At 70.1% G+C, this 23,521-nt stretch carries 20 protein-coding genes; 9 read left to right on the top strand and 11 right to left on the bottom strand.

The genetic code is table 11. From position 1 onward, the window contains the following. The 6 genes from ACFC1I_RS18750 to ACFC1I_RS18725 form a co-directional block, all read right to left on the bottom strand. A complete protein-coding gene (locus ACFC1I_RS18750) occupies window positions 1–2,058 on the bottom strand; it encodes a fibronectin type III domain-containing protein (RefSeq protein WP_376012885.1) in 2,058 nt (685 codons plus the stop codon). A 272-nt stretch (window positions 2,059–2,330) separates the two neighbouring features. Then, window positions 2,331–3,137, bottom strand: a complete 807-nt coding sequence (locus ACFC1I_RS18745; protein WP_376013123.1) for an SURF1 family protein — start codon at window positions 3,135–3,137, stop codon at window positions 2,331–2,333. Between the two features lie 80 nt (window positions 3,138–3,217). After that, complete coding sequence (locus ACFC1I_RS18740) at window positions 3,218–4,336, bottom strand: GuaB3 family IMP dehydrogenase-related protein (RefSeq protein ID WP_376013121.1); 1,119 nt, start codon at window positions 4,334–4,336, stop codon at window positions 3,218–3,220. A 59-nt stretch (window positions 4,337–4,395) separates the two neighbouring features. After that, the gene (locus tag ACFC1I_RS18735) at window positions 4,396–6,084 is read right to left on the bottom strand and encodes an ABC-F family ATP-binding cassette domain-containing protein (RefSeq protein ID WP_376012883.1); all 1,689 of its coding nucleotides are present in this window, start codon (window positions 6,082–6,084) and stop codon (window positions 4,396–4,398) included. A 228-nt stretch (window positions 6,085–6,312) separates the two neighbouring features. Beyond that, window positions 6,313–6,597 carry a DUF2277 domain-containing protein gene (locus ACFC1I_RS18730; protein ID WP_376012880.1) on the bottom strand — a complete coding sequence of 95 codons (285 nt, stop codon included), beginning with the start codon at window positions 6,595–6,597 and terminating at the stop codon, window positions 6,313–6,315. 182 nt (window positions 6,598–6,779) lie between these two features. After that, window positions 6,780–7,454: a TetR/AcrR family transcriptional regulator gene (locus ACFC1I_RS18725; RefSeq protein ID WP_376012877.1), complete on the bottom strand. Its 675-nt coding sequence runs from the start codon at window positions 7,452–7,454 to the stop codon at window positions 6,780–6,782. Between the two features lie 87 nt (window positions 7,455–7,541). Here ACFC1I_RS18725 and ACFC1I_RS18720 point away from each other — a divergent pair, with 87 nt between their 5' ends. Continuing rightward, window positions 7,542–9,032, top strand: a complete 1,491-nt coding sequence (locus ACFC1I_RS18720) for an MFS transporter (RefSeq protein WP_376012874.1) — start codon at window positions 7,542–7,544, stop codon at window positions 9,030–9,032. 121 nt (window positions 9,033–9,153) lie between these two features. On the opposite strand, the gene ACFC1I_RS18715 is transcribed toward ACFC1I_RS18720, so the two are convergent. Continuing rightward, window positions 9,154–9,777: a TMEM175 family protein gene (locus ACFC1I_RS18715; RefSeq protein WP_376012871.1), complete on the bottom strand. Its 624-nt coding sequence runs from the start codon at window positions 9,775–9,777 to the stop codon at window positions 9,154–9,156. 137 nt (window positions 9,778–9,914) lie between these two features. Between ACFC1I_RS18715 and ACFC1I_RS18710 the strand changes: the two genes are divergently transcribed. Further along, the gene (locus tag ACFC1I_RS18710) at window positions 9,915–11,024 is read left to right on the top strand and encodes an FAD-dependent oxidoreductase (RefSeq protein ID WP_376012868.1); all 1,110 of its coding nucleotides are present in this window, start codon (window positions 9,915–9,917) and stop codon (window positions 11,022–11,024) included. 78 nt (window positions 11,025–11,102) lie between these two features. Here the strand turns inward: ACFC1I_RS18710 and guaB are convergent, their stop codons facing one another. Next, window positions 11,103–12,605 carry an IMP dehydrogenase gene (gene guaB, locus ACFC1I_RS18705; RefSeq protein ID WP_376012866.1) on the bottom strand — a complete coding sequence of 501 codons (1,503 nt, stop codon included), beginning with the start codon at window positions 12,603–12,605 and terminating at the stop codon, window positions 11,103–11,105. 368 nt (window positions 12,606–12,973) lie between these two features. Here guaB and ACFC1I_RS18700 point away from each other — a divergent pair, with 368 nt between their 5' ends. The 4 genes from ACFC1I_RS18700 (at window position 12,974) to ACFC1I_RS18685 (ending at window position 17,085) form a co-directional block, all read left to right on the top strand. Continuing rightward, on the top strand, window positions 12,974–14,257 hold the full coding sequence (locus tag ACFC1I_RS18700) for a branched-chain amino acid ABC transporter permease (RefSeq protein ID WP_376013118.1): 1,284 nt from the start codon (window positions 12,974–12,976) through the stop codon (window positions 14,255–14,257). 2 nt (window positions 14,258–14,259) lie between these two features. Beyond that, the gene (locus ACFC1I_RS18695) at window positions 14,260–15,258 is read left to right on the top strand and encodes a branched-chain amino acid ABC transporter permease (RefSeq protein ID WP_376012863.1); all 999 of its coding nucleotides are present in this window, start codon (window positions 14,260–14,262) and stop codon (window positions 15,256–15,258) included. Between the two features lie 103 nt (window positions 15,259–15,361). Continuing rightward, entirely contained in the window at window positions 15,362–16,309 is a 948-nt protein-coding gene (locus ACFC1I_RS18690) for an ABC transporter ATP-binding protein (RefSeq protein ID WP_376013116.1), read from the top strand. Then, a complete protein-coding gene (locus ACFC1I_RS18685; RefSeq protein ID WP_376012860.1) occupies window positions 16,306–17,085 on the top strand; it encodes an ABC transporter ATP-binding protein in 780 nt (259 codons plus the stop codon). Before ACFC1I_RS18690 ends, ACFC1I_RS18685 begins: the two co-directional genes overlap by 4 nt. A gap of 162 nt (window positions 17,086–17,247) precedes the next feature. Here ACFC1I_RS18685 and ACFC1I_RS18680 read toward each other — a convergent pair whose 3' ends face one another. Then, window positions 17,248–18,531 (bottom strand): ABC transporter substrate-binding protein, encoded by a 1,284-nt coding sequence (locus tag ACFC1I_RS18680; RefSeq protein ID WP_376012857.1) that lies wholly within the window; start codon window positions 18,529–18,531, stop codon window positions 17,248–17,250. A gap of 307 nt (window positions 18,532–18,838) precedes the next feature. Between ACFC1I_RS18680 and ACFC1I_RS18675 the strand changes: the two genes are divergently transcribed. Genes ACFC1I_RS18675 through ACFC1I_RS18665 form a run of 3 tightly spaced genes read left to right on the top strand, consistent with a single transcriptional unit; the run spans window position 18,839 to window position 21,761 of the window. After that, window positions 18,839–19,048 carry a heavy-metal-associated domain-containing protein gene (locus ACFC1I_RS18675; RefSeq protein ID WP_376012854.1) on the top strand — a complete coding sequence of 70 codons (210 nt, stop codon included), beginning with the start codon at window positions 18,839–18,841 and terminating at the stop codon, window positions 19,046–19,048. Continuing rightward, window positions 19,045–21,426: a heavy metal translocating P-type ATPase gene (locus tag ACFC1I_RS18670; protein WP_376012851.1), complete on the top strand. Its 2,382-nt coding sequence runs from the start codon at window positions 19,045–19,047 to the stop codon at window positions 21,424–21,426. The genes ACFC1I_RS18675 and ACFC1I_RS18670 overlap by 4 nt, the downstream gene beginning before the upstream one ends. A gap of 11 nt (window positions 21,427–21,437) precedes the next feature. Next, complete coding sequence (locus ACFC1I_RS18665; RefSeq protein WP_376012848.1) at window positions 21,438–21,761, top strand: metal-sensitive transcriptional regulator; 324 nt, start codon at window positions 21,438–21,440, stop codon at window positions 21,759–21,761. A gap of 54 nt (window positions 21,762–21,815) precedes the next feature. On the opposite strand, the gene rarD is transcribed toward ACFC1I_RS18665, so the two are convergent. After that, window positions 21,816–22,730, bottom strand: coding sequence for an EamA family transporter RarD (gene rarD, locus ACFC1I_RS18660; RefSeq protein ID WP_376013114.1), 915 nt, complete (start codon window positions 22,728–22,730; stop codon window positions 21,816–21,818). A 259-nt stretch (window positions 22,731–22,989) separates the two neighbouring features. Then, on the bottom strand, window positions 22,990–23,286 hold the full coding sequence (groES, locus tag ACFC1I_RS18655; RefSeq protein ID WP_045275440.1) for a co-chaperone GroES: 297 nt from the start codon (window positions 23,284–23,286) through the stop codon (window positions 22,990–22,992). Window positions 23,287–23,521: the final 235 nt, after the last annotated feature.

Below are 23,521 nucleotides of genomic sequence, written 5' to 3'. Positions count from 1 at the left end.
TCAGGAGGCCTTTCGGTTGCGGAGGACGGAACGTGCGATGAGCGCGGCGCCGCCGGCGGCGAGCGCACCGCCGAGGACCATGAGCGACACGGGCAGCGCGCCGCCCGTCGCGGGGAGCTGACCGGTCGGAGCAGCAGACGCGGCAGCACCGACGACGGTGATCGGGATCGAGACGGTGCGACCCGAGGCGCCGGTGAGCACGATGGTGTGCGAGCCGGGAGCCGTGCCCGCGGGGATGGTCACCGTTGCGGAGACGGCGCCGTTCGCGTCGGCCGTCGCGCGCGCCAGCACCACCGGGTCGGAGTGCAGCTCGATCGTGACGCTCTCGCCGGCCACGAAGCCCGCCGCGGTGAGGTCGAGCGCGTCACCCGGAGCGACGGTGGTGTCGCTGAGCGTCACCGTCGGATCGGTCGGGTCCGTGGGATCGGTCGGGTCCGTCGGGTCCGTCGGGTCCGTCGGGTCCGTCGGGTCCGTCGGGTCCGTGGGATCAGTCGGGTCCGTGGGATCGGTCGGGTCCGTCGGGTCCGTCGGGTCCGTCGGGTCCGTCGGGTCCGTCGGGTCGGTCGGGTCGGTCGGGTCCGTCGGGTCCGTCGGGTCGGTCGGGTCGGTCGGGTCCGTCGGATCGGTCGGGTCCGTCGGGTCCGTCGGCAAGGCCGGCGGCGCGACGCCTTCGCGGCTCGAGCCGGGACCGCCCGTCCACGCGTCGGCGTCCGAGACGAGCTTCGTGCCGTCGTCGTCCTTCGTGATCGTGAAGGCGTCGAACAGTGTGCCGTCGACGGTGCGTGCCTCGACGTGCATGCGACCGTCGTCGGTCACGTCGACCGTCTGGAACATCTGCTGGTTGGTGGCCGCGATCCGGCGGTGCGCGCCGTTCTGCGTCCAGTTGTTGTCGCCTTCGGGCGACAGGCCGTAGTCCTTCGGGCCGGCGACGGTCACCATGTAGACCGGGCCGGTGTGGCTGACGGCGGGGTCGGCGCCCGCGGGCAGGTTCTGCTCGTTGACGAGGAGGTTGCCGCGGACGTACGTGTGGTCATGGCCCGACAGCACCAGGTCGACGTCGTGCTTCTCGACGACCGGCAGCCAGGCGTCCCGGATTCCCGCGTTGTCGCGGCCGGAGCTCCCCGAGAAGATCGGGTGGTGGAAGTAGACGACGCTCCACTGGTTCGGGTTCTCTTCGAGCACCTCGTCGAGCCACTCGGTCTGCGCCGTCAGCGCCGTGGGGTTCTGCACGTTGCTGTTGAGCGAGACGAACCGCACGCCCTGATAGTCGACGAAGTAGGCCGTCTCGGGGTGGGCGCCGATCTCAGGGCCGTTCGCGGGGAACTCGAACTGCGCCGGCCAGAACTTCGACAGGTCGGGACCGGGGTAGTACTCGTGGTTGCCGGTGGTCGCGATGAGGTTGGCGCTCTGGTTGACCAGCGCCCCGGCTTCGCTCCACTCGCCCCACTCGGCGTCGCTCGTCTCGGTGTCGATGAGGTCGCCGAGGTGCACGGCGAGCTTCGCGTACGGGCGCGCCTCGAACCCGGCCCGGAACGACCGCGACGAGAACGCCTTGTTGTCGTTCTGCGCGTCGCCCTGGACGATGAAGCTGAACGCCTCCGGCTCAGCCGTGGCCGTGCGGAACTCGAACCACTCGCTCCACGTCTCGCCGTCGCCCACGCGGTACACGTACGTCGTGTCGGGCTCGAGCCCCTCGACAGTCGCGGTGTGGAACGAGACGGCGTACTTCTCGGCGTCGAACGTGGTCGTGGTCGCAGCATCCACCGATGCCGCCCCCGTCACCAGGCTGGGACCCGACAGCGCCCACTCGACCTTCGGGGCCGTGACCGCCGTCGACGTGCGCCATGTCACGGACTGGCTGGTCTGCGGAGTGCTGGTCGGGGTGAGCACGATGCGGTCGGGCGCCGCGGTCGGGTAGTACACCGTGGCCGGGTCGACAGCCGGCGGTGCGAGACCGCCTCCGGCGGCGACGGCGACGCCGCCCCCGAAGCTGCTGAGTCCGAGAACCACGGCGATGCACCCTGCGGCGACCATCGTGGGACGGGCGAATCGAGGCACGCGAAAACCCTCTCCATCGAGCCGGCTCGGGTGCCGGCGAACGAGTGCGCACAAGGCGCAGGCCCGCCGCACGGCGGGCCTGAGGTGAGTCTCGCGAAGCGTCGGGGCCGATTCCGGCCCATTCCCGGACTCGTCACGGAGTGTTCATCGGCGCTCGGAACATTCACGAGCATGGATCAGAAGCGATCCCCTGACGTTGCCCGTCCGGTCGGATCCCGTTCACCTCGGGTCGTGAGGATTCCCCTCACAGCCTCGGAATTGTTGGCCTCGGTTCAGGATGCCGCGGGCTCGGGATCGCCGTCGGACTCGCGACGGTCGTCCTCGAAGTCCTCGACCTCTTTCTCCCACGCGTCCTTCGCGAGGCGGTACCAGAGGTAGAAGGCGAAGCCGGCGAACACGGCCCACTCGACCGCGTAGAAGATGTTGAGCCAGTTGATTCCGGAGCCCTCGACCGGCGCCGGCGACGAGATCGCGTCGAGACCGGCCACCGCGTCGACCGAGGCGATGTACGGGCGGTACACGAACAGCGCGTCGATGTCGTGCCACTGGCCGAGCAGCGCGGCGGGCGACATTCGCGTCATCGTCTGCGGGTCGCCGTCGCGGGCCGGGGGCAGGGGCCCTTCGTCCGAGATGAGGCGCCCCGTCACCTCGACGGTCTCGGAGGCGGATGCTGCGCCCTCGAGCTCGTCGATCGCGGCACGCGCATCCTCCTCGGTGGCGGCCCACCCGAGGGCGACGGCGACAGAGGTGGGGCCGACCGTCTCGCTCACGTCGGGGTCGATGCGCAGCTGCCCGGTCACCCAGTAGCCCTCGACGCCGTCGTTGTAGCGCGACTCGACGACGAGGAAGTCCTCGGGAACCCACGTGCCCCGCGTCTCGACGCGCTGACCCACGAGGGGCTCCGGGAGGTACTCACCCGGAAGCGCGACGTCAGCGAGGGGCTCGACGGCTTCGGTGGCGCCGGGAGGCACCGGATTGGTCTGCACCGCTCGACCCAGCTGCCACTGCCCGAGCCAGGCGAACACCCCCGCGACGACGAGGCAGAGCAGCAGCATCCCGATCCATTGCGGGCGCAGCATCACCTCGCGCAGGGTCGGCGGGAAGACCTCGGGCGCGAGGTCGGCCGCTCCCGTCGGGTCGGGGTCGGTCATGGCACCCGTCATCCTGCGGCGTACGGCGCGACGACGACCTCGACGCGCTGGAACTCCTTGAGGTCGGAGTATCCGGTCGTGGCCATCGACTTGCGCAGCGCGCCGATGAGGTTCGCGGTGCCGTCGGCGACGGGCGCGGGCCCGTAGAGGATCTCTTCGAGCGACGCGACCTGGTCGACCTTCACGCGGCGGCCGCGCGGCAGCTTGGCGTGGTGCGCCTCGGGGCCCCAGTGGAAGCCCCGGCCCGGGGCATCCGTCGCCCGTGCCAGCGCGACGCCGAGCATGACGGCGTCGGCGCCCATCGCGATCGCCTTGACGATGTCACCAGAGGTGCCCACGCCGCCGTCGGCGATGACGTGCACGTAGCGCCCGCCCGACTCGTCGAGGTAGTCGCGGCGCGCGCCGGCGACGTCGGCGACCGCGGTCGCCATCGGGGCGTGCAGGCCCAGGGTGGCGCGCGTGGTCGAGGCCGCTCCCCCGCCGAAGCCGACGAGCACTCCCGCGGCACCCGTGCGCATGAGGTGCAGGGCGGCGGTGTAGGTCGAGGCGCCGCCGACGATGACGGGGACGTCGAGGTCGTAGATGAACTTCTTGAGGTTCAGCGGCTGGTCGACGCTCGAGACGTGCTCGGCAGAGACCGTGGTGCCGCGGATCACGAAGAGGTCGACGCCCGCGGCGACAACGGTCTCGTAGAGCTCCTGCGTGCGCTGCGGCGTGAGGGAGCCGGCGACCGTGACGCCCGCGGCGCGGATCTCGGCGAGCCGGTCGCGCACGAGCTCGGGCTTGATGGGCTCGCTGTAGAGCTCCTGCATGCGACGGGTCGCGGCGGCCTTCTCCATGCCGGCGATCTCGGCGAGCAGCGGCTCGGGGTCGTCGTAGCGGGTCCAGAGGCCCTCGAGGTCGAGGACGCCGAGACCGCCGAGCTGGCCCAGCATGATGGCGGTGCGCGGACTCACGACGGAGTCCATCGGGGCGCCCAGCACCGGGATGTCGAAGCTGAAGGCGTCGATCGTCCACGTGGTCGAGACGTCTTCAGGGTTGCGCGTGCGCCGCGACGGCACCACCGCGATGTCGTCGAACGTGTAGGCGCGTCGCGCCCGCTTGGCCCGGCCGAGTTCGATGTCCATGCTCACGGGTCCAGCCTACCTTCCGGGGTTCTCCCGACTCGATCCGGCTCCCTCCCCCGTCACCGCGCGCGGGCGACGCGGGACTCGTCCCACACCGGTTCGGTCGATTCGAACACGCGCCCGTCGGAGCCGAAGACGAGGAAGCGGTCGAACGATTTCGCCAGCCACCGGTCGTGCGTGACGGCGAGCACCGTGCCCTCGAAGCGGGCGAGGGCATCCTGCAGCGCCTCGGCCGAGACGAGGTCGAGGTTGTCGGTCGGCTCGTCCAGGAGCAGCAAAGTCGCGCCCGAGAGCTCGAGCAGCAGGATCTGGAACCGCGCCTGCTGCCCGCCCGACAGGCTGTCGAACGTCTGCTCGGCCTGCGCGACGAGCCCGTAGCGGTCGAGCGCACTCGACGCGGCCTCGCGGGGCAGCCCCGCGCGGGCGTCCTCGCCGCGGTGCAGGATGTCGAGCAGCGTCTTGCCGTCGAACTCGGGGTGGCGGTGCGTCTGCGCGAACCACCCGGGAACGACGCGAGCGCCCAGGATGCCGCGGCCGGTATGCGCCACGGCGTCCAGGCCCGCGCCGGTCGTGGTCACGTGCCCGAGCCGGCCGTCGGGGTCGGTGCCGCCACGGGCCAGCAGCCGCAGGAAGTGGGACTTGCCCGAGCCGTTCGAACCTAGAACGGCGACCCGGTCGCCGAACCACACCTCGAGGTCGAACGGCTTCATGAGCCCGGTGAGCTCGAGCTGCTCCGCCACGACCGCGCGGCGGCCGGTGCGCGCGCCGCGCAGGCGCACGTCGAGATCCTGCTCCTTCGGGCGCTCCTGCGGGGGACCTGCCTCCTCGAATTTGCGCAGCCGCGTCTGGGCCGCCCGGTAGCGCGAGGTGAACGTGTCGTTCGCGGTGGCCTTCACCTTCAGCGTCGCGACGAGCTCCTTGAGCTTGACGTGCTGCTCGTCCCAGCGGCGGCGCAGTTCGTCGAGGCGCAGCATCCGTTCCTCGCGTGCCCGGTGATACGTGCCGAAGCCGCCGCCGTGCACCCACGCCGTGCTGCCCGCGCCGCCGGCCTCGAGCGTGACGATGCGGTCGGCGGCCCGCGCCAGCAGCTCGCGGTCGTGCGACACCAGCAGCACTGTCTTGTTCGTCTCGCGCAGGCGCTCTTCGAGCCAGCGCTTGCCGGGAACGTCGAGGTAGTTGTCGGGCTCGTCGAGCAGCAGCACCTGGTCGGGGCCGCGCAGCAGCGCCTCGAGCGCGAGCCGCTTCTGCTCGCCGCCCGACAGGGTCGTGAGCTCGCGGAACCGCGCACGCGCGAACGGGATGCCGAGGGCCGTGGTGGTGCACGTGTCCCAGACGGTCTCGTACTCGTAGCCGCCGGCCTCGGCGTAGTCGGCGAGCGCGCCGGCGTACCGCATCTGGGTGTCGAGGTCGTCGTGCTCGATGATCGCCGCCTCGGAGTCCTCGAGCTCGCGCGCGGCGCGGCGCACGCGGTCGGGAGCGACCGCGATGAGGAGGTCGTGCACGGTCTGCCCCGCTTCGCCGTGGCCGACGAACTGGTCCATCACGCCGAGGCCGCCGTCGATCGAGACGACGCCCGAGAGCGCCGGGGTCTCGCCCCGGATGATGCGCAGCAGCGTGGTCTTGCCCGCGCCGTTCTGGCCGATGAGCGCCGTCGTCGACCCCTCGCCCACGCGGAACGAGACCTCGTCGAGCAGCGGCCGGCCGTCCGGCAGCGCGTACGAGACGGCGGCGATGTCGATGTACCCCACGGTGTTTCGCTGTCTGCTCCGTGCGGCAACGGTCGCCGTTCAGGGAGCCGACCAGACTACCCCAGCCCCGGCCGTCCGTCCCCTCCTGTCCGTTGCCGAAACACGGGTCGGTAACGGCGACACGCCGGGATCCGGCGTCAGCCCGCGGCGTGTCTCGTGACCGACCCGTGTTTCGGCACCTGCAGGAGGCCGGGAACGAGCCGAAGACCCCGGGGTCAGGCGGCGGGGTCAGGCGGCGGGGGCGGCGTAGCGGCCCGAGCGGATCGCGCGCTCGCGCGCCTTCGCGGCCTCGACCTCGCGGTTCTTCGGCGGGGTCACCGCGACGAGGTCGTCGAGCAGGTGCTGCGTGAGGTGCGCGATCTCGTGCACGGCGTGGTCGAAGGCCTCCTGGTTCGCCTTCGAGGGCTTCGTGGTGCCCGCGATCTTGCGCACGTACTGGAGCGCGGCGGCGTGCACCTCGTCGGAGGTCGCGGCGGGCTCGAAGTTGTGGAGCGTGTGGATGTTCCGGCACATGCCCCCGACCCTACGCCGCACCCCCGACGCAGGCCAGGGCGCAGCATCCGTCCCCGTTCACATCGTGTGCTGTCACCGAGACCACCCCTTGTGCGCGCGAACGACGCACGCGCTCGGTGAGATCACGTGATGTGAACGGATGCTGCGGCCCGCAGCATCCGTCATCATCCGAGCGGAGCGACCTACCAGCGGTCGGTGCCGCGCGGGAGCACCTCGAGCACGTGGGGCAGCTCGGTCGGGAAGCAGGAGCGGAACAGCTCGGTGATCTGCGGGTCGGAGCCGTAGTCGTCCACGATGCGCAGGCCGATCATCGTCGAGATGAGCATGCCCTCGGCCATGAACGCGCGCGATTCGTCGGCGTCGAGGCCCATCTCGTCGCGGAAGAACCTCCACACCTTCGCGAAGCCCTGGCGTGCGGCAGCGCCGATCACGGGGTGACTCCCGAGCAGGTAGGCGTGCGCGAGCGTCTGGTGCAGGCCCCGCACCGAGATGAGGTCGACGTAGGCCTGTCCGATGCGCTTGGCCGCCGCCTTCTCGGGCGTGATGTCGGGGTCGTGCGGGGAGTCGTCGGCGAGCGCGGCGCGGAAGCCCGCGAGCATGCGCGCCAGGGCGTCTTCGATCGCCGCGAGGAAGAGGTTCTCCTTCGAGCCGAACAGCCGCACGACGTACGGCTGGCTGACGCCGGCGGCGCGGGCCACCTCGTCGGTCGTCGCGCCCTCGTAGCCGCGGGCGCCGAACACCGCGAGCGCGGCCACCAGGATCTGGCGACGCCGCTCCTCGGACGACAGGCGTCTGCCCGTGTCGGCCGGCGCCTCGTCCACGGAGGCGCCGCTGCCTGCCACTGCCGGAGATGTCATGCCGAAAGGTTATCAGCGAATGACTTGACTTTGTAATCAGTCGATTACTACAGTGCAGTAATCATTCGATTACAACCGGAGCCTCCCATGACCGAATCACCCCTCACCCGGGCCCCGCGCCGCGCGCGGCCGTTCGCTCTCGTGGTGGCCGCAGCATCCCTTCCGATGTTCATGGCCACGCTCGACAACCTCGTCATGACGAACGCGCTCCCGGTGCTGCACCGCGACATGGGCGCGAGCGTCGAAGAGCTGCAGTGGTTCGTCAACGCGTACACGCTGGCGTTCGCCGGTGCGATCCTCATCGCGTCGGCGCTGGGCGACCGCTTCGGCCGCCGCACGCTCTTCGCGATCGGCATCGCCGTCTTCGGCGTCGGTTCGGTGTTCGCCGCGCTGAGCACTGATCCGGGTCAGCTCATCGCCGCCCGCGCCCTGCAGGGTCTCGGCGCCGCGGGCGTCATGCCGCTGTCGCTCGCCCTCCTCAGCGGCGCAGTCGCGCCGGCCAGACGCGCGCTCGCGATCGGCATCTGGGGCGGCGTCTCGGGCCTCGGCGTCGCGGTCGGCCCGCTGGTCGGCGGGGCGATCATGGAGGGCTGGGACTGGCAGGCGATCTTCTGGATCAACGTGCCCGTCGCGATCATCGCGATCCCCCTCGCCCTCGTCGTGCTCAACAACGACTTCGGCGCCCGCGCCCGCATCGACGTCCCCGGCGCACTGCTCGCAGCCGCCGGCGTGCTCGCCCTCGTCCACGCGATCGTGCGCGGCAACGACGACGGCTGGGACTCGTTCGGGGTCATCGCCGAGATCGTGCTCGGCGCTCTGCTCATCGCGGCGTTCCTGTGGTGGCAGACGCGGGCGACGGCGCCCCTCATGCCGCTGCGCCTCTTCCGCGACCGCTCGTTCTCGATCACGAACATCGTCGGCTTCGCGTTCAGCTTCGGCACGTTCGGCGCGGTGTTCATCCTCATCCAGTACCTGCAGGTCGTGCAGGGCTCCACGCCGCTCGAAGCCGCCGTGCAGACCACCCCGTGGACGCTCGCACCCATGATCGTCGCGCCGATCGCCGGCATCCTCGCCCCGCGGGTCGGCACGCGCATCCTGCTGGTGCTCGGCCTCGCCCTGCAGGGCGTCGCGCTCACCTGGATCACCGCGGTCATGTCGACGGACCTCGACTACCCGGTGCTGATCGCGCCGTTCATCATGGCCGGCGTCGGCATGGCGCTCGTGTTCGCCCCGTCGGCGACGGCGCTGCTGGCGACCCTCGGGCTCATCGACCACGCCAAGGCATCGGGCGTGAACTCGACGGTCCGCGAGCTGGGCGTCGCCCTCGGCACGGCCGTGATGACAGCGATCTTCGTCAGCGCCGGCGGCGAGCTGCTGCCCGACCTGTACGTCGACGCCGCCCGCCCCGCCGTGTTCACGGGTGCAGCGGTCCTCTTCGCCGCGACGATCGTGGCGCTGTGGCTCCCCGCTGGCAAGGGGACGACGGATGCCGCGACCCCCGACACGTCCGAGTCCGAGGCCGCAGGGCTCGGGGCCGCGGACGCCGCCGGGGCCGAGGCATCCGTCCTCACCCGCTGATCCCCTGCCGAAACACGGGTCGGTCGCACGACACGCCGGGAACGGATGCCCCGTCCCGGCGTGTCGTCGTGACCGGCCCGTGTTTCGGCACGACGCCGGAGGGTGGTCGCGCCGACAACGGTCAGGTGTTCCCGCCCCGGAGCAGCCGCGTGAACGGCCCGTCGAGCACGAACAGCAGGAACGCGAGCGACCCGATCCACGGCGCGAGCACGACGACGGCGGCCGAGATGAGGAGGGCGCTCAGCGAGCTGCGACCGTAGGCGACGGCGTCGTCGCGGCTCATGTCGGGGAGCAGCACGTCGCGGCGGCGCACCGCCCACGCCCACTGCAGCCAGCTGAACAGGATCGCGAGGAAGAAGGTCACGGGCATCGCGAGACGCCCGGCGAGCCAGTCGGAGTACTCGGTCGTGAGGTTCGTCGCGAACGGCACGAGCACGATGAACAGCAGCCGCGCGTTGTTGAGCCACACCGTCGTCGCATCCACGCGCGCGACGTGCTCGAACTGCTGGACGTGCACCATCCACATCAGGCACAGCAGCACGAAGCTCAGCCCGAAGTTCAGGAACAGCTCCCACATGCCGCCGAGCGCCGCCCACATCTCGGCGTTCGAGTCGACGTCGCCGAGAGAGTGCTGCGTCAGATCGAGCACGAGGAGCGTCGCCGCGATCGCGAACACCCCGTCGGTGAACGCCTCGAGACGCGTCGTGCGCTGGGTCGCCGCCGGATGCCGCCGCTGCCGGATCATGCCGCCAGGCTAGCGATCCACCGCCCGCAGCGCCCGTCACACTCCGTCACCGCACGGGACCGGCCGGCGCCCGCCGCGCGAAGATGGACGGGAGACGGATGCTGCGCCCCTCGGCATCCGGGATCGTGGAGGCCCTCGTGACCGAGCATGTTCCGTACGTCGTCGTCGGCGCGGGTGCGATGGGCCTCGCGACCACGTGGCAGCTCGCCCGCCGCGGCCACCGGGTCGTCGCGCTTGAGCGGTTCGAGCGCGGTCACACCCGTGGCGCCTCGCACGGCGCGACCCGCAACTTCAACAACGCCTATGCCGCCGCACATTACCTCGACCTGCTCACGCTCGCCCGCACCGAGTGGGACGAGCTGTCTCGTGCGACCGGCGAGCCGCTGCTGCGCCTGCACGGCCTCGTGACCCACGGCACGCCGGGTCTGCTCGAGGGCGTCCACGCGGCGCTCGACGCCCGCGGCGAGCGTGCCGAGCTGCTCACCCGCGACGAGGCGACCCGCCGGTGGCCGGGCATGAGGTTCGAGGGCGACGCGCTCTTCACCCCGGATGCCGGCGTCGTGCGCGCATCCGCCGCACTGGCCGCGCTCGAGGACTCCGCCCGCTCGCACGGCGCAGAGGTGCGCTTCGCACATCGGGTCGTCGCACTCGACGAGACGGCCACAGGCGTGACGGTCACCGTCGAAGCGGGCGACGAACGCTACGACCTGGTCGCCGACACGGTGGTGGTGACCTCCGGAGCGTGGACCCCCGGCATCCTTCCCGGCGCTTTCCCGCTCCCCCGGCTCACCGTCACCGAGGAGAGCCCCGCGCACTTCACGCCGCGCGACGCCGCCCTGCCGTGGCCGTCGTTCAACCACTTCGTCGACGCCGACCGCGGGCCCATCGGCAACGTCTACGGCATGCCGACGCCGGGCGAGGGTGTGAAGGTGGGCTTCCACAAGGTCGGCCCCGTCGTCGATCCCGACGCGCGCACCTTCCAGCCCGTGCCCGAGCGCGCCGCGCAGCTGCGCGAGTACGTCGCGGAATGGTTCCCCGGGCTCGACCCCGACTCGGCCGTCCCGATCAGCTGCACCTACACCTCGACGGATTCCGAGGACTTCCTCCTCGACCGCCGCGGCCGCATCGTCGTCGGAGCCGGCTTCTCGGGCCACGGCTTCAAGTTCACGCCCGCGGTCGGGTCGGTGCTCGCCGACCTGGCGACCGACGACACTGCACGGGCGGCGGCCCCGTTCCGCCTCCCCTGACCCCGAGAAGACGACGGAAGACGGATGCCTCGGCCCCGCGCAGTGCGCCGGGCCGAGGCATCCACTCCCCGAAGGGGTCTACTTCTTGTAGTTGGGGGCCTCGACGACGATCTGCACGTCGTGCGGGTGGGATTCCTTGAGGCCGGCCGCGGTGATGCGGACGAACTTGCCCTTGGCCTTGAGCTCGTCGATGGTGCGGGCGCCGACGTAGAACATCGACTGGCGCAGGCCGCCGACGAGCTGATAGGCGACGGCCGAGAGCGGGCCGCGGTAGGCGACCTGGCCCTCGATGCCCTCGGGGATGAGCTTGTCGTCGGTGGGGACGTCTGCCTGGAAGTAGCGGTCCTTCGAGTAGGACGTCTTCTTGCCGCGCGTCTGGAGGGCGCCGAGCGACCCCATGCCCCGGTACTGCTTGAACTGCTTGCCGCCCTGGAAGACGATCTCGCCCGGCGACTCGTCGGTGCCGGCGAGAAGCGAGCCGAGCATGACCGTGTCGGCACCGGCGACGAGCGCCTTCGCGATGTCGCCCGAGTACTGCAGGCCGCCGTCGGCGATGATCGGGATGCCCGACTCGCGGGCCGCGAGCGACGCCTCGTAGATCGCGGTGACCTGCGGCACGCCCACGCCGGCGACGACGCGCGTCGTGCAGATGGAGCCGGGACCGACGCCGACCTTCACGGCGTCGACGCCGGCGTCGATGAGCGCCTGCGCGCCCTCACGCGTGGCGACGTTGCCGCCGATGACGTCGATGTGCGCGAACGACTCGTCGCCCTTGATGCGGCTCACCATGTCGATGACGCCGGCCGACTGGCCGTTCGCGGTGTCGACGACGATGACGTCCACGCCCGCGTCGCGGAGGGCCTCGGCGCGCTGCCACGCATCGCCGAAGAAGCCGATGGCGGCGCCGACGCGGAGGCGGCCCTGCTCGTCCTTGGTGGCGAGCGGGTACTTCTCGCTCTTGTCGAAGTCCTTGATGGTGATGAGCCCGGCGAGCTTGCCCTCGCCGTCGAGCAGCGGGAGCTTCTCGACGCGGTGCTGGGCGAACAGCGCGATGACCTCGCCGGCGCTGATGCCGACCTTGCCGGTGACCAGGCCCTCGGTCGTCATGACGTCGCGCACCTTGGTGGTCTGGCGCTCGAAGCCCGAGACGAAGCGCATGTCGCGGTTCGTGACGATGCCCACGAGGTGGTTCTCGTCGTCGACGACGGGAAGGCCCGAGATGCGGTACTGCGCGCAGAGCGAGTCGACCTCTTCGATCGTGGCGTCGGGGGTCGTCGTGATCGGGTCGGTGATCATGCCCGACTCGCTGCGCTTGACGCGGTCGACCATCGACGCCTGGTCCTCGATGGAGAGGTTGCGGTGGATGATGCCGATGCCGCCCTCGCGCGCGATGGCAATCGCCAGACGGGCCTCGGTCACGGTGTCCATCGCTGCCGAGAGCAGCGGCGTGGCGACGGTGATGCGGCGGGTCACACGCGACGACGTGTCGGCTTCGCTGGGGATCACGTCGGTGTGGCCGGGCAGCAGCAGCACATCGTCGTAGGTCAGTCCGACGAAGCCGAAGGGGTCGTTGTGCTCCATGGGGGGTCTCCTTGCGCGGGCGCGCGCGTGCTCGGGGGTGGACGGCGGCGGCCGGTGCGCTCGTGACGCTCCGTACTCGATTCTAAGCGCGCACACGCTGGGATTGTTCCCGGATAACGGCACGCGCGAGCGCGCGCGAGGCTGTGAGCACTGTCCGGTTGCGATCGGATCACTTATCCACATGGGTCCTTGGGCGAAACAGCGGCGACACATTAGGGTCGTAGCGTCGTCATCACGGCCGATGCGACCCGAGCTTCGGTGTCCGCGTGGTGTGCCGACTGGGAGGTTCTGTGGGTCCTACGACTGCGACCACGATCAACAGCCGCCGCTGGATCGTCGTGATCTTCGGACTGCTCTTGGCTGCGGGGATGGTGTTCCTGTCCGCACCCACCGGTGCGCGCGCGGATGCCCCCGACACCCCCGGTGGTGACCAGGAGCAGACCGACTTCTACTTCGGCGGCGTCATCAAGTACGACGATCAGCCCGTCGAGGGCGTGACGATGTCGATCGAGGGCAACGGCTTCGAGGCAGAGACCGTGACGGACGCCGAGGGCAAGTGGCGCCTGTACGTACCCGAGAAGGACGATTACGTGCTGACCGTCGACGAGGACACGCTGCCCGACGGCGTGATCGTCGACCCGTCGCAGCTGCCCGAGGGCATCCAGCCCAAGCAGGGGACGACCGCCTCGTTCGACGTGACGTTCGGCCTTACCGGCTCGAAGATCGTCAACCTGTTCCTCGGTGAGGGCGAGCGCGTCACGACGTCGTTCTGGGACCAGCTCGTCGAGCGGCTCATGAACGGCATCAACTTCGGCCTGCTGCTGGCGCTCGCGGCCGTCGGCGTCTCGCTCATCTTCGGCACGACAGGCCTCAGCAACTTCGCCCACGGCGAGATGCTGACGTACGGCGCCGTCATGGCGCTCGTCTTCGGCGTGTGGCTGAACATCCCGATGTACATCACGATCCCGATCGTCATCGTGCTCGGAGCCGCCCTCGGCTGGGTGCTCGATGCCGGGCTCTGGCGACCTCTGCGGCGAAGAGGGCTCGGCCTCGTGCAGCTCATGATCGTGAGCATCGGCCTCTCGCTCGCCGGTCGCTACGTCTTCCAGTACTTCATCGGCGGCGGCACCTACCAGCTGCCCGGAGCCGGCGCCCCGCAGGACATCCACATCGGCCCGGTCTCGCTGTCGTGGATCGACGTCGCGTCGATGGCGATCAGCGTCGTGCTCCTCATCGCCGTCGCCTACTGGCTGCTGCGCACCCGCATCGGCAAGGCGACGCGCGCCATCAGCGACAATCCGGGCCTCGCCGCCGCATCCGGCATCAACGTCGACCGGGTGATCCGCATCGTGTGGATCCTCGCGACGGCTCTCGCCGCGATCGCCGGCGTGCTGTGGGCGTACTTCCGCCCCGGCGTGAAGTGGGACATGGGCGTGCAGGTGCTGCTGCTCATCTTCGCCGCCGTGACCCTCGGCGGACTCGGCACGGCCTTCGGCGCCCTCATCGGCGCGCTCATCGTCGGCATCCTCGTCGAGGTCTCGACGCTGTGGATTCCGCCGGACATGAAGTACGTGGGCGCGCTGGCCGTGCTAATCATCATCCTGCTGGTGAGACCCCAGGGCATCTTGGGCCGGAAAGAGAGGCTCGGTTAGTCATGGACTGGGGACAGATCTTCAACAACACGGCCTACTGGGTCTTCAGCCCGGAGACCATCGCGTACGCCCTCGCGGCGACCGGCCTCGCCGTGCAGTTCGGTTTCGGCGGCCTGCTGAACTTCGGTATGGCGGGATTCATGGCGCTCGGCGCCTACGGATATGCCATCTCGATCCTGAGCTTCGGCTGGCCCTGGTGGGTCGGCATCCTCGTCGGCTGTGCCGCAGCCGTGGTCTTCGCGCTCATCCTCGGTATCCCGACACTGCGACTGCGCGCCGACTACCTCGCCATCGTGACGATCGCCGCCGCCGAGATCGTGCGCCTGCTGCTCACGACCCAGCTGTTCGACGAGTGGACGAACTCCGCCGACGGACTCGGCGGCTACCATGCCGGGTTCCGCGGGGCGAATCCGTTCCCGAAGACCGGCGCCGACGGCGAGCCCATCGTCTACGGCTTCGGGCCGTGGCAGTGGACCGCCGACCAGCTCTGGGTGCGCGTCTTCGGCATCATCCTGCTGGCGATCGCGGTGTACCTGGTGTGGGCGATCATGCGCAGCCCCTGGGGCCGTGTGCTCAAGGGAATCCGCGAAGACGAGGACGCCGTCCGATCGCTCGGCAAGAACGTCTTCTCGTACAAGATGCAGGCGCTCATGATCGGTGGTGTCTTCGGCGCCCTCGGCGGCGTGGTGTTCGCACTCCCGTCGGCCGTGATCCCGGCGACCTACACGACGAGCCTCACGTTCTTCATCTGGACGATCCTGCTGCTCGGCGGCGCGGCCACCGTGTTCGGCCCGGTCGTCGGCTCGGTGATCTTCTGGGTCATCATGGGCTTCCTCGACAACGTGCTGCCGCTGCTCGCCCAGTCCGACATCCTCCCGATCACGAGCCAGCAGGCCGCCACGCTCCGATTCATCCTCGTCGGCGTTGCGCTCATGCTGATCGTCATCTTCCGCCCGCAGGGCATCTTCGGAAACAAGAGGGAGCTGACCTTTGTCAAGTAACCCGCCCAGCAACCCGCCCGCCGACGAGCCCGTCGTCCCCGCGGAGGGTGCCGCCGCGCCGGCGGCGCCGACCACGGGCGCGGTCACCACCGCGACCGGCAGCATCCGTCGTCCGAAGACCACCGGTCTCGCCAAGGGCGAGGCCGCACCCGGCGTCGCGAAGAACGACCCGATCCTCGTGATCGACGGCGTCACCCGCCGCTTCGGTGGTCTCACCGCCGTCGACGTCGAGCACCTCGAGATCCCGCGGAACGCGATCACGGCGCTCATCGGCCCCAACGGCGCCGGCAAGACGACACTCTTCAACCTGCTGTGCGGCTTCGACAAGCCCAACTCGGGGTCGTGGAGCTTCGACGGCCAGAACCTGTCGGGCATCCCGTCGTTCAAGGTCGCGCGCATGGGCCAGGTGCGCACGTTCCAGCTCACCAAGGCGCTGTCGCTGCTCACGGTGCTCGAGAACATGAAGCTCGGCGCCACCCGCCAGAAGGGCGAGAGCCTCTGGGCGAGCATCATCCCGGCGATCTGGCGCAAACAGGACAACGACATCGAGGACAAGGCGGTGGACCTGCTCCGGCGCTTCAAGCTCGACGCGAAGTCCGACGACTACGCCGCCTCGCTCTCGGGCGGACAGCGCAAGCTCCTCGAGATGGCGCGCGCCCTGATGAGCGACCCGACGCTCGTGATGCTCGACGAGCCCATGGCCGGCGTCAACCCGGCGCTGACGGAGTCGCTGCTCGACCACATCCTCGATCTCAAGGACCTCGGCATGACGGTGCTCTTCGTCGAGCACGACATGCACATGGTGCGGCACATCGCCGACTGGGTCGTCGTCATGGCCGAAGGCAAGGTCGTGGCCGAAGGCCCGCCCGAGACCGTCATGCAGGACCCAGCGGTGGTCGACGCGTATCTCGGCAGCCACCAGGACGTCGACCTCGGCGTCGTGACCGGCCGCGTGGCCGGCGAACTCGACGCGTCGGCGGAAGAGCTGCTCGAGGAGATCAAGGAGGCCGAGGAGGCCTCGATCGCCGAGGCCGAGGAGGAGAACAAGTGACCGACCCTTCGACAAGCGCAGGCCCCGGCGCGACAGCCGTCAAGAGCGACCGCATCGTCGTCGAGGTCAAGGACCTCACTGCGGGGTACCTCCCGGGCATCAACATCATCAACGGCGCCAACCTCGTCGCCCGCAAGGGCGAGCTGATCGGCATCATCGGCCCGAACGGCGCCGGCAAGTCGACGCTCCTGAAGTCGATCTTCGGCATGGTCAAGGTGCGCGGCGGCGAGATCACGGTCGACGGCGCGAGCGTCGTCGGGCTCAAGTCCGACAAGCTCGTGCAGCGCGGCGTCGGCTTCGTGCCGCAGACGAACAACGTCTTCCCGTCGCTCACCATCGAGGAGAACCTGCAGATGGGGCTGTACCAGCGCCCCAAGGTCTACGCCGAGCGCCTCGACTTCGTGACCGGCATCTTCGCCGAGCTGGGCAAGCGGCTCAAGCAGCGCGCCGGATCCCTCTCGGGCGGCGAGCGCCAGATGGTGGCGATGTCGCGCGCGCTCATGATGAACCCTTCCGTGCTGCTCCTCGACGAGCCGTCGGCGGGCCTGTCGCCGGTCCGCCAGGACGACGCCTTCATCCGCGTCTCCGACATCAACAAGGCCGGCGTGACGACGATCATGGTCGAGCAGAACGCCCGCCGCTGCCTGCAGATCTGCGACCGCGGCTACGTCCTCGACCAGGGCCGCGACGCCTACGAGGGCACCGGCCGCGAACTGCTCAGCGATCCCAAGGTCATCGGGCTCTACCTCGGCAGCCTCGGCGCCGACGGGTCCTGACGCCCGCACGCATATAAGAAGGAGGGGACCGGATGCTGCGGCATCCGGTCCCCTCCTTCTTATCTGTATGTGCCACCGGGGGCGGCGGGACGGCTCGGACCGCCGCAGGGAACGCGACAGGGCCCCGGATCGCTCCGGGGCCCTGCGCTGCGTCAGCCTGGCTTACAGGTCGATGCGGGTGGTGAGGTTGTCGGCACCGTACTGGAAGACACCGATGGTGGCCTCGGTCGGGTCGCCGTGCTCGTCGAACGTGATCGGGCCGGAGTAGCCGTCGTAGTCGGCCGTGCCGCCCCCGAGGATGATGTCGGCGCAGTCGGCGAACGACGTGCACTTCTCGCCGTCACCCGTACCGCCCGAGACCTCCTGCAGCTTCGCGGCGATGTCGGCCGGGTCGCTGGAGTTGGCGGCGAGCGAGGCGAGCGCGATCAGCACGACCGCGTCGTACGACTCGTTGCCGTACGAGAAGTCGGTCAGCTCGCTGTTGCCGTCGGCGACCCACCAGTCGTTCAGGCGGCCCTGGAATTCGGCGTCGGGCGCGGGACCCGCGGGGGTCGTGCCCTTCGCGCCTTCCATGCTCACGCCGGCAGGCCACTTCGGGTCGGAGCCGAAGTTCTTCAGGTTGCCGTCCACGAGGTAGAGGTCTTCGGCGGGGTAGCCGGCGGCGATGAGCGCCGGGCCGACCGTGAAGATCTCGTCGAACGTGATGAGCACGATGGCGTCCGGGTTCGAGGCGAGGATCGCGGAGATCTGCGCGTCGAAGTTGGTGTCACCGGTGTTGTACGACTGCTCGGCGACGATCTCGCCGCCCGAGCCGGTGAACACCTCCTGGAAGACCTCGTTCAGACCGGTGCCGTAGGCGTCGTTCTGGTACAGGACCGCGACGTTCTCGTGGCCGTCCTCGGCGACGACGTTGCCGAGCACCTCGCCCTGGAGCGTGTCGGCCGGAGCCGTGCGCCAGTAGAGGTTGTTGTCGTCCCAGTTGGTGAAGTCCAGCGACGTGTTGGCCGGCGAGAAGGTGATGATGCCCGCCGCGACCGCGTCGTCGAGGAAGAGCTTCGTCACACCCGACGACGCGGCACCGATGGCTGCCGTCACCTTCTCGGAGATGAGCTTCTGGATGGTGGTGGCGTAGGCCTTGTTGTCGGTGTCGCCCGAGTCGCCCCAGACGATGTCGCCGATGGTGATGCCCTTCGCAGCCTCGTTGATGTCGGCGGCCGCGAGTCCGACGCCGGCCTCCTCGGGCGGGCCGAGGTATGCCAGGCTGCCCGTCTGCGGCAGGATCGTGCCGATCTTGAGGGTGAGGTCGCGCTCCTCGGTGGGCGGCGTGGTCTCGTCGCCGCCACCGGTGCCCCCGCCGGCGCAGCCGGCGAGAACGAGGGCGCTGGCGCCAACGAGCGCGATGCCACCGAGGATGGTGGTCTTGCGCGAGCGGGTGAAGACGCTCATGTTGCTCCTTGCTGTGCGATTACAACGGGAACGGCTCGGGCGCCGACCCAGTGCACTAAACCTAATCGTCGGCAGGCTTCCGCAATGTTGCCTTTCGTTAACGATCTGTAACAGCTTGAAATCCGTGGTCGGAGGGCATTTTCGGGCCCTCTCGGGGACAGCGCGCTGTGGATAACTCGTCGAATCACTGTCCCGGAGGGCGGGACAGTGCGACGGATCCCTCCCCCGCGCCCCATACCCCTTGCGGGTATAGACTGGAGCGATCCGGTACCCCTCAGGGGTATCGCCGATCGACAGAGGAGATGTCATGGCCGAGGCCCAGTACACGGTGACGGGAATGAGCTGCGGGCACTGCGAGGCGTCCGTGCGCGGCGAGGTGTCCAAGCTCGACGGCGTGCAGGACGTCCAGGTGAGCGCCGCCGCCGGCACGCTCACCATCGTCTCCGCCGCCGAGCTCGCCGACGACGCCGTCATCGCCGCCGTCGACGAGGCCGGCTACACCGCGGTCCGCGCATGACGGGCGCCTCGGCCCCCGCCGCCCGGTTCGAACTCGAGATCGGCGGGATGACGTGCGCGTCGTGCGCCGCGCGGATCGAGAAGCGGCTGAACCGGATGGACGGGGTCGAGGCATCCGTCAACTACGCCACCGAGAAGGCGTTCGTCACCGCTCCCGCCGGGCTCGACCCGCTGACGCTCATCGAGGAGGTCGAGAAGACCGGCTACACGGCCGCCCTCCCCGCGCCGCCAGCGACCGAGCCCACTGCTGACCGGCCCGCCGCCGACCCGGAGCTCACGAGCCTCCGGCAGCGGCTCATCGGGTCGATCGTGCTGTCGGCGCCGGTGATCCTCCTGGCGATGATCCCGGCGCTGCAGTTCACGTACTGGCAGTGGGCGTCGCTGGCGCTCGCAGCGCCGGTCGTGGTGTGGGGCGCGTGGCCGTTCCACCGCGCCGCGTGGATCAACCTGCGCCACGGCGCCGCCACGATGGACACGCTCATCTCGCTCGGCGTCTCGGCGGCCTTCCTGTGGTCGCTGTACGCGCTGTTCTTCGGCCACGCGGGCATGCCGGGCATGACGCACACGTTCGAGTGGTCGGTGACGCCCGGCGACGGCGCCGGCGACATCTACCTCGAGGTCGCCGCCGGCGTCACGACGTTCGTGCTCGCAGGCCGGTACTTCGAGCAGCGGTCGAAGCGTCGTGCTGGCGCGGCGCTGCGCGCCCTGCTCGAGATCGGCGCGAAGGACGTCGCGGTGCTGCGCGCTTCGGGCGACGTGGGTGGCGGCCCGGGTGCCGGTGCTGCGGGCGTCGCGGGCCACATCGCGCTGGGCATGCCGGCGATCGGCTCCCCCGCGCCCGCACTGGTGGAAGTGCGCGTGCCCGTCGCCGACCTCCGCGTCGGCGAGGAGTTCGTCGTGCGGCCCGGCGAGAAGATCGCCACCGACGGCGTGGTGACCTCGGGCACCTCCGCCGTCGACGCCTCGATGGTCACGGGCGAATCGGTGCCCGTCGAGGTCGCGCCCGGCGACGCGGTCGTCGGCGCCACCGTCAACGCGGGCGGCCGCCTGGTCGTGCGCGCGACGCGCGTCGGCGACGACACGCAGCTCGCGCAGATGGCCCGGCTCGTGGAAGAGGCGCAGTCGGGCAAGGCCAAGGTGCAGCGCCTGGCCGACCGGATCTCGGGCATCTTCGTGCCCATCGTGCTGCTGATCTCGCTCGGCACGCTCGTGGCCTGGCTCCTGACCGGCGCCCCGGCATCCATGGCCTTCACCGCGGCGGTCGCCGTGCTCATCATCGCCTGCCCGTGCGCGCTGGGCCTCGCGACCCCGACCGCGCTGCTCGTCGGCACCGGCCGCGGCGCGCAGCTCGGCATCCTCATCAAGGGCCCCGAGGTGCTCGAGTCCACGCGCACCGTCGACACCGTCGTGCTCGACAAGACCGGCACCGTGACGAGCGGACGGATGTCGCTCATCGACGTCGTGGTCACCGGTTCGCTCGACCCGCACACGAACCAGGCGTCGGCCGCCCGCGCCGAGCTGCTGCGCCTCGCCGGAGCGCTCGAGCACGCCTCCGAGCACCCGATCGCGCAGGCGATCGCCCGCGCCGCAGCCGCCGAGGCCGGCACCCTTCCTCACGTCGAGTCGTTCCAGAACCTGCCGGGCAAGGGCGTCTCGGGCGTCGTGGAGGGCCACGCCGTCCTCGTCGGCCGTGAGACCCTGCTCGCCGAATGGTCGCTGACGCTCCCCGACGACCTCGCCGTGGCCAAGGCCGCGGCCGAGGCGCTGGGCCGCACCGCGGTGCTCGCCGCGTGGGACGGCGCCGTGCAGGGACTCCTCGTCGTCGCCGACCAGGTCAAGCCCACCAGCCGCGAGGCCGTCCGGCAGCTGACGGCTCTCGGGCTCACGCCGGTGCTCCTCACGGGCGACAACGCCGCCGCTGCCCGCGCGATCGCCGACGAGGTCGGCATCGATCGCGTGATCGCCGAGGTGCTGCCGCACGACAAGGTCGCCGTCGTCACCGAGCTCCAGGGCGAGGGCCGCGTCGTCGCGATGGTCGGCGACGGCGTGAACGACGCCGCCGCCCTCGCGCAGGCCGACCTGGGTCTCGCGATGGGAACGGGGACGGATGCCGCGATCGAAGCCTCCGACATCACCCTGGTCCGCGGCGACCTGCGCAGCGCCGCCGACGCCATCCGCCTCTCGCGCGCCACGCTCGGCACGATCAAGGTCAACCTGTTCTGGGCATTCGCGTACAACGTGGCCGCGATCCCGCTCGCGGCCCTGGGCCTTCTGAACCCTATGATCGCCGGGGCGGCGATGGCGTTCTCGAGCGTCTTCGTGGTGGGCAACAGCCTGCGCCTGCGGCGCTTCCGCAGCCTCTCGACCAGTCACCGTTGAAGGAGTCCGACATGACCGACACCGCCCTCGAGCACGTCCACACCGCCGACCACGCCCACCACGGTTACATCACCGACAAGGACAAGTACCTCAACCGCCTCAAGCGCATCGAAGGTCAGGCCCGCGGCATCCACAAGATGGTCGAGGACGAGAAGTACTGCATCGACATCCTCACCCAGATCAGCGCCCTGACGTCCGCCCTCGAGGCCGTCGCCGTGGGCCTCCTCGACGATCACCTCCGCCATTGCGTGGTGGATGCTGCGCGCCTCGGCGGCGCCGAAGCAGACGCCAAGATCACCGAGGCCACCCAGGCCATCGCCCGCCTCGTGCGCTGACGCGGGCGCCGGGGCGCAGCATCCGTCCCCGCCGGACTCGGAGATCCGCCGGAACTAGGCCGCGATGCGCGTGCGGCGGGCGTGGATGAGGGAGTCCGCCGTGAGGACGATGAGGGCGACCCACACCAGGCCGAAGCCGATCCATCGCTGCAGCGGCATAGGCTCGCCGAGCAGCAGCCAGCCGACGAGGAACTGCAGGATCGGCGCGACGAACTGCAGGAGTCCGATCGTGGTGAGCGACACGCGGCGCGCACCCGCGGCGAACAGCAGCAGCGGCACCGCGGTGATGACGCCGGTGAGGCTGAGGAGCACCGTGTGCTCCCAGCCGTACGCGCCCATCGTGAGGCCCTGGGTCGCGCCGACGACCACCAGCACCACCACCGCGATCGGCGAGAGCCACAGCGTCTCGAGGGTGAGGCCGCTCACGGCGTCGACCGACGGGCCCACCTTCTTCTTCACGAGACCGTAGGTGCCGAACGATGCGGCGAGGGTGAGCGCGATCCACGGGAAGGCGCCGTAGCCGACCACGATCACGCCGACCGCGGCCGCCGCGATGCCGATCGCGACCCACTGCGTCGCGCGCAGCCGCTCGCGCAGCACGAGCACGGCGAGCAGCACCGTCGCGATCGGGTTGATGAAGTACCCGAGGCTGGTCTCGATCACGTGACCGTTCAAGGCCCCGTAGATGAACACCTGCCAGTTGACGTAGATCAAGAGGCCCGCGACCACGGTGAGGCCGAGCACCCGCGGCTGCCGGAAGATCGCGGCCAGCCGCGGCCACGTGCGGGTCACGGTGAGAAGCAGCGCGCAGAAGACGAGCGACAGCAGGATGCGCCACGCCACGATCTCCCACGGCCCGGTCGGCGCGAGGAGGAAGAAGTACAGCGGAAGGAAGCCCCACAGCAGGTACGCCGAGAAGGTGAAGATCCCGCCGAGGCGGCGCTCCCGCGCCTCCGCCGCGTCGGTCACGGCCCTGCGGGTTCCGGTCGTGACACCGAGGTCCAGCGTCGTCGCGTCGTCGAGCCCGTCCACCACGTCGCGACCGGAAGGGGAGGACTGCTCGTGACTCACCGGGTCAGCCTACGCCCGCACCACGCGGGCCCGGCCCGCTGCGCCGGGGCCGCAGCATCCGTTCTCCGTCATCCGTGCCGCGATTCCTGCCACCGGGAACGGCGAGAGGGCCGGATGCCGAAGCATCCGACCCTCTCGTGTACGAAGTGCGCTGGGCTCAGCGAACGACGACGGCGAGCACGTCGCGAGCCGACAGGACGAGGAACTCGTCGCCGCCGAACTTGACCTCGGTGCCGCCGTACTTGCTGTAGATCACGCGGTCGCCGACGGCGACGTCGAGCGGGATGCGGTTGCCGTTGTCGTCGATACGACCCGGGCCCACCGCCACGACCTCGCCCTCCTGGGGCTTCTCCTTGGCGGTGTCGGGGATGACCAGACCGCTGGACGTGGTCTGCTCAGCCTCGACCTGCTTGATGACGATGCGGTCCTCGAGCGGCTTGATGGAAACCGACACGGTCTACCTCTTCTTTCTTGAGACTAAGACTCGTTAGCACTCTGACGTTGAGAGTGCTGACAGCAGTCTAGGCAACCGGCTGGCACTCATGCAACGTGAGTGCCAATGAGTCGTCACACGGATGCCTGCCCCGCCGTCTCGCAGAACCGGACAGCGATATGCCCGAGTTGTATCACGGCACGGATCACGCCCCTCCCCTACAGCGGAGACGATTCCGACACAACCCCTCGCGCTT

The organism is Microbacterium sp. NPDC056044, from assembly GCF_042267145.1.
GTDB lineage: Bacteria > Actinomycetota > Actinomycetes > Actinomycetales > Microbacteriaceae > Microbacterium.
This window is presented reverse-complemented; position numbering and strand designations above follow the sequence as displayed.